The following is a 15,330-nucleotide window of genomic DNA, read 5'->3' on the forward strand; positions in this document are numbered from 1 at the left end:
GTCATCATAAGTTACAATTTGATTTTTAAAGGGTAATGCATTCGTTCAATTGACTATTCTATTGTATTTAAGATTATTATTTTTTTATTAAGAACATGATTGGAACGGAAGGGTGCTCGACTCCTATGGGAGAAGCGGGAAGGCTGAGACCCCGCAGGCGGCGCCGAGGAGGCTCAGGTCTCGCCCCATGGAAAGCGAGCACACTGTAGTGGAAATCAATATGACACAACTTATTTATCAATAATCAATCCAACAATTTAATTGACAAATTCTTTTTTCAACAGCATGTAAAAAGCCAAGAATTTTTTCTTGGCTTTTTTATTTTCATCTCATTTATCTTGTTTTTAGGCCAATAAACGAAATGTTTACAACTTTGAAACAACCTATGACAAAAAAAGATACATTTAAAAACTATGATACATATATAAGTTTTCAGGAGTGTGATAAATGAAAAATAAAAATTGCTGAAATGTAACGTTACTAATACTTAACAAAAATGAATTTTGGAATCTCCAAGGATTTTAGTTAAGTAATTTAATATAAATAAGGAGAGAGCTTATGTCTAATAAGATTATTTGGATACTTCTGGGAATGTTATTAATCCTTATCCTCATACCGAAAGCGAATGCAACTTCTTTTAAGTTTAATTTTAACAATAATGAGTTCTCTAATTATATAGATCATGTGAACTTAAACACGACAAAGTCTACTTATGGTCAGACAATTGAGATCAGTTTAAAAACGAAAAAAAGCGGTGAAAAAGTTTCGTTAACATTTTCAAATGGTAAGAATCGAAAAGATATTTCTTTAATAAAAACAACAAAGACCTCTTTTTCTGGAAAAATGAAGATTACAAGTTCATTTGCAAAAGGAGAATATAAACTAGATTCAATTAAATTTAATCATAAAAATCTAGTAATCTCTGATAAAAAAATCACTTTCACAATTTTAGATTTACCGACCCCAACAATTGATCAAGTAACAAATCAATCAACAACTATTAAAGGGTTATTTCTTTCAAATAGTCAGGTAGAAGTGTATAAAGATTCTAAATTATTTAATACCGTGAAAACAAATGATAAAGGTGAATTTAATGAGGCTATAAAACCATTGAAAGAATTTACTAAAATAAGCATCATTGGGGTTAGTGAAGGATTAAAAAGTAAACCTTTTACAGTAATTGTAAAAGATTCGATTGCACCATCGATTACTTCTCTTTCTGCTATATCTGATCAATCACAGAATGTAACTGGAATATCTGAGCCTTACGCAACTGTAAAAGTATATTTGAACGAAAATCTAATTGGAGATAATACAGTTAGCTCAACAGGAAAGTTCACTGTTAAAATTGGTAAACAAAAAGCGAATTCAATCCTCAAAGTAATCGTTCTAGATCAGAGTAATAATCAAAGTAAACCATTTACATTTCACGTATCACATTATACTTCACCAGTGAGAAGTACAGTTAAAAATAGCTCATCGTTGTCAGCTGGCCAATTGATGATAATCAATACAAAGACGAATAAACTAACTTTTTATCGTAATGGTAACCTTGTAAAAACCTTTACTGTTGCAACAGGTAAGTCGTCAACACCTACACCTACTGGAAAATTTGTGATCTCAAACAAAGTTAAGAACCGTCCATGGTACAAGGGAAATATTCCTGGAGGCGATCCTAGGAATCCACTTGGTAACCGCTGGCTAGGATTAAGCGTTGGTGCTGCATATGGTATCCACGGAAACAATAAAGAAAGTTCCATTGGACAATCAGTAAGTTCAGGCTGTGTTCGAATGCATAATAGTGAAATCCATTGGCTTTTTGAGCAAGTTAACGTAGGAACAACTGTCATTATTGTTAATTCTTCAAATTCGAATGGGAAAATTGCCCGTTCTTATGGTATTTCAATCGCATAAGTAAAGAAAAGGGATGTCTCATAGTCATTTTTTTGACAAAGAGACACCCTTTTTTTATGTTTTCCATCCAAAGAGACCCATTAGTCTTCTGATTTTACTATATTCTCATACATACTGTCGGAGAAATTCAATCATTTGTTTTAATGAACCTTGAACAATTGGAAGTTCGAAATCCTTATCAAATACATGTTCTCCGTTTGGAATCGTAATGAACTTTGTTTTCACTCCTTTTTGTAAAAGGGCACCTTGATTTTCCCCTTTTTTATTTGAAAAATTTTTATGCAGGGTACTCTCTTCTTTGAAGAAAGCAGGAAATGAGGACCGTGGGTAGCCGCTGACGCATCCTCAGCTTCCAAAATAGAAAGAGACGTCTCCTTGTCATAAAAAATCTATTTTTTAATTGAATAATACCCATTATCAAATATTGAAAAAGGTATGGGAATGTAAATAAAAATAGCTATCCATCACTTTGAGACGGACAGCTATTTTTATTTAAATAATTTTTCGTTCCTTGTAAAAGTATGTGGCAAATGTATGACGTAGGTATGTAATTTAAAAAATTAAATCAAAAGCAAGCACGCATATCCACATGATGAAATATAGTCCAGCGTATATGATTTGTTAGACTATTTCCTAATACTATTTATTTATAGAATTAAAGATCAGCGATAGTGAAATAAGTACAATAAATGTTTCCCTAATAAGAAAGTTCAATATAAATAATATTTTAATGTTAGTGTTTTGTTACCAATGTGATATTGAGTAAGAAGGCAGGAAGTAATAACCTTACTTGAGTACATAATTTTTTTATAGACGATTTTCATTTAACTTGATTAATGTGAAAAAGGGTGAATTTTAATGTTTTATTTATTACTAATTGTTGGAACTATATTAGGGTACATTGTGTTAATTCTACCTGTATATGTATGCGCAATAATTTTTTTAGTGGGTTCATTGTGTTCTTTTATAGCAATTTATATTGAATTAACTATTTTAGAGAAAAAAGTAAGAGCTAATCTATTATAAACTACATAATTAATCGAAAAATAAGTATTTGTTAAATATTATAACTAAAAAGGAAATACAATTATTTGATAAAAAAGAGTGTAGAATCTTAAAAAATTCTACACTCTTTTTTATTAGTTTTTATATCTTTAATCTATTAAATATCCTCAAACATATAACCATATCGAGGGACAGAAACAATCTTTTGACCGTATTTACCTAATTTCTTACGTAATCTATATAGAAGGGTATTAATTTCTTCACGTCCTACATCAGGCTGTTCAATATCTTTAGTAATTCGTTCCGGCCAAACATTTATTTTAATTTCGTTATAGCTAACTGCGCTATTGGCTCTTTGATATAACAACAAAAATAATTCTGTATCTTTACTAGTTAGATGGATTCTTACCCCATCAATTAAAATTTCTCTCTTAACTACATTCACAGTTATACCATTTAAATCGTTTAAGTGTTTATCTAAAACTAATGGCATATCAAGTGTGTCTCCAAAGTTCTGCTCTGATAGATTATGAAAAATAAGTACAGCGGCACCACTTGCAAGACTGATACTATCACCATCACGAAGGAAAAATGGTTTATTTTTTTCTAAAAAAATATGATTTACTTGTGTTCCATGTTTACTCATGAGATCAACAATGGTGTAATTTTCTTCTTTATCGAAACTAATTAAAGCATGTTTTCTTGATATATATTGACTAGTAAAAGGAATATCTGGGAAATCATCACCCCACAAACGCCCTAGCAACGTTTCATTAGAGGAAATAGGAATTCTATTCTGATTTGTGGCTAGTTCCCCTTGTTTTATAGAAAGATACACGTTTTGAATACTCATGTAGTTACTCCTTTGAAAGCTAATCTAGTTAAACCAAAAAAGAGTATATCATATGCAACTAATTTGTAAAGATAATATATTATTTGTTGTCTCCCCTAATAAGGAAAAAAAGCCAGGAACTAGATTATTAATTTTATAAAAAAATAAAGAGTACTTCAAAATCATTACTAAATAAACTTTAAATTAATATGTTAGAGTTTTGTTATCAATTTGTTATTGAGTCAAAAATGAAGAAATTATACCATTGCGAGAGTGAATTATTTGTAGATCATTTAGATTTAACAAGATACACACTTGAGTATATGAAAGTAGACTCAAAGTATAAAACTTAAAATAGTGTTCTAAAAGAAAATGGCTTCCTATCAGTAGAGTTAAAAAAGCCCAACCAGTATGAAAAAAATGTGATAAATAATTAAGAAAAACTAGAAGAGTAGAGGGAAAATATTGAAAAATAAACCGAGGCAAAAGAAATTTATATTACCTACAAGACTAAATGTTATCTTTTTTATCGTATTTGTATTATTCTCCTTATTAATTTTAAGGCTGGTAATGAATATGGCTAAAATACCCCCGACAAATGTGATTAATCCAGCAAATATACCAGCATAAAACGATTATCCCAATGAATAAATGACTTAAAATAGGCTGTCGAGTGTTTCTTAACAGCCTGAGGATGTCCCTTAGGTACATCTTATTTACCTTTATGAAGCAGGTTCAACTTTTGTTGCAATATAGCCTGAGCCATCCGCGATCCCATTGGAGATACACACGATATTTTTGCGAACCTTTTGCTTTTGCTGATACAGTCCCGACTGAGCCACCTTGGTTGCTTTTGTCCTCACTAAAAACCATACAGTTAATTTATAAGTTTTATATAAGTCCATATTGAACTACGCATGTGTTAGTTAAAGATTATAAGTTGCCAATGGCAACTTTTTTAATGCACTCCCATGAAAATTAAATTCGCCATACAAAATGAATTTAAACTAAATCCAATAAAAATTGTAGTTAGAATAAGTGTCCTACTCCTTGCAGAGACTACTTTTGATTATTTTTATTAGTTTAAAAAGGAGAGAATTTTATGAAATCAACAAAATCTGTTGAACCATTATTTACCTCATTTGAAATTGGAGAATTGAAGCTTGAAAATCGATTTGTTATGGCACCAATGACCCGCAAGTTTTCACCGAATGGGATTCCAGGTTCCAATGTAGCTGAATATTATCGACGACGAGCTGAGAACGGAGTTGGTTTAATTATCACTGAAGGTACTCTAATTGAGCATCCTGCAGCTGGAGCAGAACCTGATGTTCCACATTTTTATGGTGAAGAAGCTCTTAACGGATGGGCGCAAGTTGTTAAGGAAGTACATGAGGCTGGAGGAAAAATTGCTCCACAAATTTGGCACACTGGTATGGCGCGCGAAAAGAAAAATTTTCCTGGTTCAGATGTCAATCCAATCGGTCCATCAGGTATCAATTTAACTGGTGAAAAGGTATCTGAACCGTTAAGCGTCGAAGAGATTCAAGAACTCATTCAAGCTTACGCAAATGCTGCCTCTAATGCTAAGAAACTTGGGTTTGATGCAGTGGAAATACATGGCGCTCATGGATACCTTATTGACCAGTTCTTCTGGGACGTAACCAATAAGCGTACAGATGAATATGGTGGTGATCTAGTAAGTCGCACACGTTTTGCTGTAGACGTAATCAAAGCCGTTCGTCAAGCTGTCGGTCCTAACTTCACTATTATTTTCCGATTTTCTCAATGGAAAGTTACCGACTATAATTTCAAACTAGCAAAGACTCCCAATGAATTGAAAATTTTCCTTCAACCGCTTTCTGAGGCTGGTGTAGATATTTTCCATGCTTCTACACGACGATTCTGGAAGCCAGAGTTCGAGGAATCAGACCTTAACCTGGCTGGCTGGGCTCGTAAAATTACTGGTAAACCAGCAATTACAGTCGGATCAGTTGGTTTGGATTCTGAGATCATGAACTTATTCACGGAAGGTAAGGGTGGACAACCGGCAGATATCGATAATCTGATCGACCGTCTTGAGCGAGAAGAGTTTGATCTTGTGGCCGTTGGACGAGCACTACTAGCAGATCCGACTTGGGTAGCAAAAATTCGTGAAGGTAACACCGAAGAACTGCGTTCATTTACGAAGGAAGCTTTAAATATTTTGAAATAAATACAAGGAGTTACTTTTCTCTTTGATAAAAAACGGCAGGTTGCTAAAAATGATAAGCCGCCTTTTTTTGAAAATTTTATATACTCTTATGAGCAAAGAATTCTTATAAATTATTTAAAGCATCTGCTATTGGAGTTTTACCATCGCACATTGCTATGACTTTGCCTATATTTTACAGATGAGACTTTTACATATCTTTCTAAATGTATTGAAAAGAAATATAAAAATTATAGTTTATGGGGAATGAGTGAAATTAATAAAGAATATTTAGGAACGAATCGAATCCCAAACAGTTTTGAGGGATTGAATCGATATTTAACAAATAACCCTACTGAGAGTGAATTAAAGAATAGGATAGGGTTTTTGTTTGTGGGCGAAACAGCAAGAGTCACAATTAAAGAAACCAAACAGCTACAATTGTGATTTGGTTGTTCATATGCAATCAAAATCGTGTTCATGTTGTCATCTATTGTGTTGAAAAAGTTTATTAATATCGAATTAATATGTAAAAAAGAGGGAATGAAATTCCCTCTTTTTATTAAGGTAAGAATCTAAATCACTATATATCATATAACTTATACATCTTAACACCATTAATTTCTATGCTAAAATTATACTCCTATCTACCTGCTGATTTTTCTCCTCGAAGAATCATACATGTGCTTAAAGCATGGGCGACTAAGGAACCTCCTTCATCAAAAACATCACACTTAATCAACCCTATAGTATTTCCTCTTTTCATTACCTCTCCTTTTGCTATAATTTTTTCGTTCCAGACGGGTTTTAAATAGTTAATTTTAAGTTCAACAGTTGTAAAGGATTCATTAGTTTCTAATGTACTCGCAAAGGCTACACCCATTGCCATGTCTGCAATATCGCATAAAATCCCACCGTGGATTGTTCCCATAGGATTTGCATGTTTTTCTGTATCACATTGTAATTCAAAAACTGCTTTTCCTTCTTCGACATTTACAAGTTCCGTACCAATTAACCTCGCAATTGGCGGTGGTGGAACCTCACCATTCATCATTTTTTGCATTTCAAAAACTCTTTTACTCATATTAACACCCTTCCATTATTAAAATATACAAAACGGTCTGTTTTTATTGTACATTTGAATAGATGTGATTTGTCAATATAATTATAATATTCAGATAAAATCATGTGATTTTGAAGACTTAAAGAGTTATACTAAATATAACAGACTATTTAGTTTGAAAAATAATTCAGAAAAGAGGACAAATATGCGAAAAGGCGAACGAACTAAGTTGATGATTATTGAAAAAGCCTCTGGACTATTAAATACACAAGGTTATATGAGTACTCCTATTACTACTATCATGGAAAAAACCGGGATGGAAAAGGGAGGAATATATAATCACTTTAAAAGTAAAGCAGAACTTTCATTGGATGCATTTTCTTATTCAATTAAAACCATGTCCATGACATTTCAAATAGCAATTGAAAACCAAAAATCTACTATTGATAAACTGAATGCTATACTTGATGTTTTTTTGTTTTTAGCAGATGGGAAGCCCATTCCTGGAGGTTGTCCGATCTTAAATGCAGCGATAGAGTCAGATGATGCACATCCCGATTTAAGGGAGGCGACAGTAATGGCCATGAATGATTTATATTCAATGATCATTCGAATAGTTCGAAATGGTATAAAAAACAGAGAAATTATCCCTACGATAGATTCTGAAACTTTTACAACTATATTTATATCCACAATTGAAGGATCTCTTATGATGACCAAGCTATATTATGACACCATTTATATAAACCGCTCTATTGGCTTCTTAAAGGATTACCTTACTAAACTTGAAACGACGAGTAATAAAGATCTGGAGAAAGAAAAAGAGATAGCCAACAAGAAGCTATCACTTTGAAACAATCAAATTAATAAAGTAGTTGATTTAAATTCTGTTAACTATAAAAATAAACTGCAGCTTTTACCAATCTTCTTGGATGGTACGGCTGCAGTTTTTTGATGAATAGTTTGTTGTATCAATGGAAAATATATACATGTTTATGAATTAAATTACAAGTAGAAAAAGGAGGTATTGCTCATGAATAATGAAAAAATTTACATTAGTGCAGCATTAATCCTCGTACTATTTTCCAGTATACTTATGCACCATTTTATATTGATTCCAATATTACTTGACATAGCAGGTCGAGATTCGTGGATATCTGTAGTTATTGCTTTTCCAGTTCTAATAATCTGGCTTTGCATTTTATATTACATCATGATTAAAACAGAACAAAAATCCATCACCTTACTGATAAAACAGCGATATGGAAATATAGCCTATTTTATCATTGTAATCCCATTATTAGCTTTTCTATTGATAAATACATACTTTGCTTTAAAAAACATTTCAAGTTGGATCACGATAATTTATTTACCGAAAACGCCAATAATTGTTATCGAAGTATGTTTATTAATTATCTGCACTTATTGTGCTCATGCGGGCATAACATCCATTGCTGTCATATCAGTATTTCTTTTTCCTTTTGTTCTATTGTTTGAACTTTTTCTTGATGGAGCAAATATCCAATTTATGCACATAAATTGGATGAAACCGATGTTGCAAAATGGTTGGAATTCTATTTTTAAAGGGAGCTTTTTTATTGCAGGAGGATATATTGAACTCTTGTTTTTATTACTAGTCCAACACCATATCAAAAAGCGAGTTAAATTCCGGCAATTATTTTTTTTAGGATTTTTAATATTACTTTCATCACTATTTCCATTATTTTATTCAATCTCATTATTTGGTCCTCAATTATCAGAAAAAATGCGCTACCCTGTTTTTGAGCAATGGCGACTTCTAGGAATAGGTCAATTTATTCAACATGTAGATTTTATCTCTGTTTATCAATTTATGTCAGTTTCCTTTATTAGAATTGCCTTAACTTTGTACTTATGTATCGATATTTTAAATATTAGATCAAAACGTACCCAAAAAAAATTTTTATGGTCTTTAAGTTTTGCTTTATTAGCAGTTATCTGTATTCCAATTACTGATTTAAAACTTCATTCATTTTTTAAATATAATTATATCCCTATATTTGTACCAGTTATCTTTTTCATATCAATTTTATTAGTACTCTTTGTTTTAAAATTTAAAGTAAAACCAAAAGCGGGGTGAGTCCAATTTCAAAAATAAATGAACAAAAAATAAGAAAGCTATTTAGCAACTGTGCAGATGTTCAAATAAAAGTTCATATCTTATATAATAATTCGAAAAGTGAACGAGTGCTTTTTGTCTACTCTAGTGGAATGATTGATACCATTCATATGAACCAGTTCGTTTTACCTAATCTCCAAAGTAATACTTTACAATTAATACCCATCATTTGTGACGAAAAAGATACTGATCAACAAATCACATTGAAAGTTTTTTCTGGTGAATTAATATTACTATTTGAAGAAACTGGTGAACTTTGTTCATTAAATATATCAAAAATTCCACAACGTCAACCTGAGGAATCCACATATGAGGTTTCAATTAAAGGTGCTCGTGACGGATTTACGGAATCTCTAGAAACAAATGTGGCATTACTTCGAAAACGAGTACGTAGTACCACCTTATGCAATGAAATATTTACGATTGGTAAACGAAGTCAAACTAGCGTTTCTTTACTCTACCTTTCAGATGTAATAAATGAGAGTATTATTGCGGAAGCAAGAAACAGACTGAATTCAATAGATGTAGACATTCTTAATGGGGTTTCTCCTCTTGAGGAGTTACTATCAGACTCACCATATACGATTATCCCGTCTTTAACTTATAATACTAGGCCAGATATGGTAGTTGAGTCAATGCAAAGAGGACGCTTTTGTATATTAATAGATGGTGCTCCAGCAGCATTAATAGCACCAATTAATTTACAATTTTTACTGAAATCCGCTGAAGATTTGTACATGCCTTATTATTTTGTGACACTTGAAAGATTATTAAGATATTTAGGCTTATTAATTTCGTTCTTACTTCCAGGTTTTTACATTGCAATGGTATCTTTTCATCAAGACCAGATTCCTTTTCCAGCACTTGCAACAATTTCAATTAATTGTAAAGGGATACCATTTCCTCCTGGAATGGAGGTAGTTATCATGACTATTCTTTTTGAAATTCTGTACGAGGCAGGTTTGCGTTTGCCGAAATCAACAGGTCAAACTGTTACGGTGGTAGGAGCGTTAATTGTAGGAGAAACCATGATTCGATCAGGACTTTCTTCTCCTAATGTAGTTGTCATTGTTGCAATTACTTTGATATCTCAGTTCCTAATTGTAAACCAATCTTTTGGAAGTGCTGTTATTTTAATGAGAGCTGTAAGTATTTTAATGGCGTGTATTTTAGGTTTGCCAGGTTTAATGCTTGCTCTTTTTCTATTATTAATATATGTCTCAACTTTAAAATCTTTTGGAGTGCCATACATGTCTTCATTTAATAATCCAAGTGACAGCGACTACTTAAAAGGTTTAATTCAGCTTCCAAAAACATTTAATAGAAAGACTCCAAAATTTCTATATACGAAACTTGGACGACAACAGGGGGATAAGTTAAATTGAAACGGAGGTTAATACTACTAATTGCTCCTATTTTACTTTTAACCGGATGCTGGGATCTAAAACAACTAAGTCAAACAACATATGTTTCAGCTCTAGGAGTAGATTATGTAAATAATGAATTTGTTTTATATGTACAAGTATTGGATTTTGCAACTATTGGTAAATCAGAGCAAGGAAGTAGTGGAGCTGAAGGACCTAACACTTGGGTTGGTAAAGGAAAAGGACCAACTTTTGCAATGGCTTGGAATGACTTATACAATAGCACTCAACAAAGGACATTATTTGGTCAAATAAGTTCGGTTGTATTTAAAGAAGCAGCTTTAGGTAAAAAACAAGTAGCGGAATCCTTAGATACATTTGAGCGATTTGTAGATGCAAGACTCACACCTTGGATTTATACTACAAAAGAGCCAATTGATAAAATTTTTGCAGTAGAACCTATGTTACCAAATTCTCCAATTATGACTTTATTACATTTACCGAATGGAAACTATGAACAACATTCACTAATATCACCGATGAAATTAGTTGAATTCGCTGCACTTATTAATGAACCTAGTACTTCAATTATTGTACCAACACTTGATATAAATGATGAACTGTGGAAAAAAGATGACAAAAATATGCCAATGATGAATGTAAATGGAGCTTTTTTGTTTTATAAAGCGAAAAAACCACAATGGTTATCCAAAGACGATTTAAAAGGATTACGTTGGGTTGATCGGAATACTGAACGTACACCTCTATCTCTTAATGAAAAAAACGGAAAAATAAAAGCATTGCTTCCAATTGAAAATCCGATTATTAAAATTCATTCTAAGGTTAGTAAATCAGGTGTTCCAAAATTTAATATGAATATTAAGGTAAATGCAACTGTCACTCAATTAAATACTCAAGTCAGTAATAAAATAATACAAAATGAAGCTGAAAAAGAAATTAAAAAGGAAATCCGTACAACTTTTTCAAAAGGAATAAGTAAAAACTTGGATATATTTCATTTAGAAGAAGAATTGTTTAGAAATAACTATAAATCTTGGGAATCAATTACAAAAAAAAAATAAATTTCGACTAACATCAAAATCCCTTGGTACTATTAAAGTTAAGGTTACAGTCACTGATAGAGAAGAATTAGAATAAAGAAAATTATTTAATAATGAACCAAATACTAATACAATCCCTTCGCAGTAACTATTTTGAATACTAAAATGAGCTTTCCTATTAGGAAAACTATAGTTAAGTGAGGGGATATATATATAAAAGTGTAAACTTTATTTCACTTCGTTAAAAATATGATTTCTATATTTTAAAATAAAATGTAATTGACAGGAAATATGATAAATATTATCATTATCTTGAATTCGAGATAATATTCAATAAAATCATTGAGTAAAAATAAATGTGAAAGTAATTTACTAATTATTTTAATCTTCAAATATTACCATTTAGATTATGATGGAAAATTTAGATTATTTTTTTAAAAAAATATCTCGAATTCAAGATAATTTATATAATAAGGATATTCTGGATTTTTCAGCTTCTTTTCATATAACTTTTCTATCTATAAGTGATATTAAATTAGATTGGGGGGATTTCAAATGAAAACTCAATACATTGGGATGACGATAGGGTTATATATTAATTACTTCCTTTTAGGTATGATTAATATCATTTTTTCATCTAATATGAGTTTCCTAACAGCACAATTAAATACAGATAATACTGGAATAAGTTTCTTAGTTTCAGGAATAGGGATTGGAAAATTAATCACTTTAAGTGTGTCAGGTAGGCTTTCAGATAAATACGGCAGAAAGCCACTTGTAATAACAGCTTCATTTCTATATCTACTATTTTTAATTGGAATACCTCTAGCACCTACGTATGAAATTGCATTTATTATTGCCATAATTGCTGGGGTTAGTAATTCAATATTAGACTCAGGAGCTTATCCTGCACTGATTGAAGCATTTCCAAAAAATTCAGGAATATCTACTGTATTAATAAAAGCATCTATATCAATTGGCGCTATGATTTTTCCAATCTTAATTTCATTTATTATCAATCATAATATTTTTTACGGATATTCATTTTTTATACTTGCATTTATCTTTTTTATTAACGGAAGTTTCTTATCTTCAGTTCGTTTTCCTAAGAATTCTAATAAAAATGATGAAGATAACATAAATGAAGAACATCGATTTAAAACGAAACCAATCATCTGGTTAGAAGGCTTGGCTACCATTTTTATGGGATTTACGACCACAACATTATTTATGATCGTACAAGTTTGGCTCCCAACTTATGGTCTTAATATACTTGATATGAGCAGAACTGAATCTATTCAGTTATTGAGTTATTTCAACATCGGATCTCTAATTTCCGTATTAATACTTGCAATAGTTATCAATCGATTTATAAGTCCAATAATAATTTTAATGTTGTATCCTTTTTTAACTTCTATATCTTTATTGTTTTTATTATTTAGTCAACAACCAACTTTGTTAATAATTAGTACTTTTCTTATTGGGTTTTCAACTGCAGGTTTATTTCAATTATGTATTACAGTAATAGTCGAATTCTTTCCTAAAAATAAAGCGACAATATCGGCTTATGTAAGCACTGCATCAAGTTCTGCATTCATAGTGATCCCATATATTACAGGGTTATTAGTAAAAAATATCGGTGTAACTGCAGTATTCTGGTTAGATTTTATAATTGCATTGATTAGTATACTACTAGCAACTTATGTCTATTATCGTTATAAAAAAGTATTCAATAAATTAGTAATTTCAACCAGTCTAAGTAAAGCTTCTTAACTATACCAAAGATTTTTATTTGGATTGAATTGATTATGTTCAACTTTAGTGTCTATCTAATGAATAGGAATATAGAAGCAATTAGGAATAAATGGGGAAAAGAAGATAGTAGTACTTATGTTGCTGCTGCTAAAATACATTTAGCACATATTCTAAAAGAAACGTAGTAATTGGATATCAATAAGGTCAAACAATATTTGAACTACGATCCTTTAATCCTCAGTTAAAATATTTAAATATTAATGATATAAAATCAAACTGCCTTGTTACTTAAAGTGTTGTTAATTAGACATCATAATGTGGTAATAACAACTGTTCTTTATCACTAAAGCAAATAGGAAAAAGCATGAAAACTAGTATTTCATGCCTTTTTTTTGCCTTGTACACATTGAAAAATAAAAGTGCAGAGGTCAAAATCTTAAAAGTTCAAGAATTAGTTCCTCAATCGGTTATTGATTCAAATCCCGCTTGGAAGCACTTTACTGAATAAGTCGCAGTTTGTGTTCCAAATGTTTCCCTAAACGATTTAGAATGGGCATACGCAATCATTTTTAGTGTCCCGACTAGATTCGAAACATGCCATCTCAAATGAAGCAGTTCTTAGATACAACAGGCGGATTATGGTTTAACGGAAAACTAATGAATAAAGTTGTAAGTGCAATGACTTCTGCTCAAAACCCTCACGGTGGTCAAGAGGCAACCATATTATCGTTATATACAACAATGCAACATTGGGGAGCTATTGTTGTGCCACCAGGCTATACTGATTCAGTTATCTTTGGATCAGGTGGAAACCCATATGGAACAAGTGTAACAGTTGACCAGAATGGTAAAATAGCTGAAGACTTTTCTGCTGTTCAAGCGGCTGTAAAGCATCAAGTAAAACGCACCATCACTGTGGCAGAATGGGTTAAAAAAGCAAATCAATAAAAAGTAAAGAGCTATGCGACAAATGTTCGAATAGCTCTTTACTTAAAAGCAGTCGAAATCACCTAAGTATTGATGTATAAAATGCAATTGACAAAATTGTAACTCTGGTAGAACAGTCGACTTGTTAGAACGAGGTTAGGAACTTCCTAGGTTCAAGGCTAATTATACCGAATTCAAAAGTAAAAATAGGCACCCTTTTAAAAGCATTCAAAGAAAAGGGTGCTTTTTCTGTCTATTACTACTAATTTGATAATTGATACTTGTATACTTTTAAGTTCGAACAGGGTGCTTATGGTCTTGGAGATAGATACTAAATGGAGAAGTTTGGATGTCATAAAGTCCAGAAAAAACTACACCTACTACGTATCTCATGCGATCATAGTAGTTTTTTTCACTATTACTTGAACTACTCTAGAAAATAGTCTATGGCATTTTTAATACCACTGAAATAGAATGATTGTATTCAGCTGTTACAAAAATAATCTACTATGATTAATAAATTAAAAAGTTTTATAAAATATTTAATAAAGTAATTGACAATAATTTTATTTGGAGATATGATTATCTTGAATTAAAGATACTTTAATTAAATGTATTAAACAAATCAGTAAGTAATTATATATTATAGGATTTTAAATTGATTAAATTAACTTTGAACAAAAGATTGATAATTTAAGTAAACTTTAATTCATAGAACATTAGAGGGGAGGATGGTTAAAGTGAGAAATAACCTAAAAAAGATTACAGTAATGGGGCTTACTTTATCATTAGGATTAGGTGCACTAGGTGCTTTTATTCGTTTAAAAAATATCTCGAATTAAAAACTCTTTAAATAATAGTATTTCGTAATCTAATTAACTATAAAATACAAATTAATAATCAAGGGGATGGATAAAATGAAAAGCATGACTAAAAAATTAACAGGTTTAGGCGTTGCATTATCTTTAGGATTAGGTACTTTAGGAGCTATGTCGATTCATAATGATGTGGGTAACGCCGCTACTACAAAAACACCAATGAAGGTAGCGACTACTACTCA

10 protein-coding genes and 1 pseudogene are annotated in these 15,330 nt (G+C 31.3%); 8 read left to right on the top strand and 3 right to left on the bottom strand.

The window, feature by feature from the left end; all coding sequences use genetic code 11:
• Positions 1-558: 558 nt before the first annotated feature.
• Positions 559-1,914, top strand: coding sequence for a L,D-transpeptidase family protein (locus EP747_RS24315; RefSeq protein ID WP_165347101.1), 1,356 nt, complete (start codon positions 559-561; stop codon positions 1,912-1,914).
• A 1,162-nt stretch (positions 1,915-3,076) separates the two neighbouring features.
• Here the strand turns inward: EP747_RS24315 and EP747_RS16230 are convergent.
• Entirely contained in the window at positions 3,077-3,772 is a 696-nt protein-coding gene (locus tag EP747_RS16230; protein WP_129691170.1) for an FHA domain-containing protein, read from the bottom strand.
• 714 nt (positions 3,773-4,486) lie between these two features.
• Complete coding sequence (locus tag EP747_RS25410) at positions 4,487-4,624, bottom strand: DUF1510 family protein (protein WP_165347103.1); 138 nt, start codon at positions 4,622-4,624, stop codon at positions 4,487-4,489.
• 229 nt (positions 4,625-4,853) lie between these two features.
• On the opposite strand from EP747_RS25410, the gene EP747_RS16235 reads away from it, so the two are divergent.
• Positions 4,854-5,966: an NADH:flavin oxidoreductase gene (locus EP747_RS16235; protein WP_129691171.1), complete on the top strand. Its 1,113-nt coding sequence runs from the start codon at positions 4,854-4,856 to the stop codon at positions 5,964-5,966.
• A gap of 619 nt (positions 5,967-6,585) precedes the next feature.
• On the opposite strand, the gene EP747_RS16240 is transcribed toward EP747_RS16235, so the two are convergent.
• On the bottom strand, positions 6,586-7,026 hold the full coding sequence (locus tag EP747_RS16240) for a PaaI family thioesterase (protein ID WP_129691172.1): 441 nt from the start codon (positions 7,024-7,026) through the stop codon (positions 6,586-6,588).
• A gap of 184 nt (positions 7,027-7,210) precedes the next feature.
• Between EP747_RS16240 and EP747_RS16245 the strand changes: the two genes are divergently transcribed.
• The 6 genes and pseudogenes from EP747_RS16245 to EP747_RS16270 all read left to right on the top strand — a co-directional run.
• Positions 7,211-7,858: a TetR/AcrR family transcriptional regulator gene (locus EP747_RS16245; RefSeq protein WP_129691173.1), complete on the top strand. Its 648-nt coding sequence runs from the start codon at positions 7,211-7,213 to the stop codon at positions 7,856-7,858.
• Positions 7,859-8,038: 180 nt separating this feature from the next.
• A complete protein-coding gene (locus EP747_RS16250; RefSeq protein WP_129691174.1) occupies positions 8,039-9,124 on the top strand; it encodes a GerAB/ArcD/ProY family transporter in 1,086 nt (361 codons plus the stop codon).
• Positions 9,121-10,548 (top strand): spore germination protein, encoded by a 1,428-nt coding sequence (locus EP747_RS16255; RefSeq protein ID WP_129691175.1) that lies wholly within the window; start codon positions 9,121-9,123, stop codon positions 10,546-10,548. Before EP747_RS16250 ends, EP747_RS16255 begins: the two co-directional genes overlap by 4 nt.
• Positions 10,545-11,609, top strand: coding sequence for a Ger(x)C family spore germination protein (locus EP747_RS16260; RefSeq protein ID WP_129691176.1), 1,065 nt, complete (start codon positions 10,545-10,547; stop codon positions 11,607-11,609). The genes EP747_RS16255 and EP747_RS16260 overlap by 4 nt, the downstream gene beginning before the upstream one ends.
• Positions 11,610-12,143: 534 nt before the next feature.
• Positions 12,144-13,361: an MFS transporter gene (locus EP747_RS16265; protein WP_129691177.1), complete on the top strand. Its 1,218-nt coding sequence runs from the start codon at positions 12,144-12,146 to the stop codon at positions 13,359-13,361.
• A 391-nt stretch (positions 13,362-13,752) separates the two neighbouring features.
• A pseudogene (locus EP747_RS16270) lies at positions 13,753-14,291 on the top strand (NAD(P)H-dependent oxidoreductase); the annotation flags it as partial.
• Positions 14,292-15,330: the final 1,039 nt, after the last annotated feature.

This window comes from Gottfriedia acidiceleris, from assembly GCF_004138285.1.
Taxonomy (GTDB): domain Bacteria; phylum Bacillota; class Bacilli; order Bacillales; family Bacillaceae_G; genus Gottfriedia; species Gottfriedia acidiceleris_A.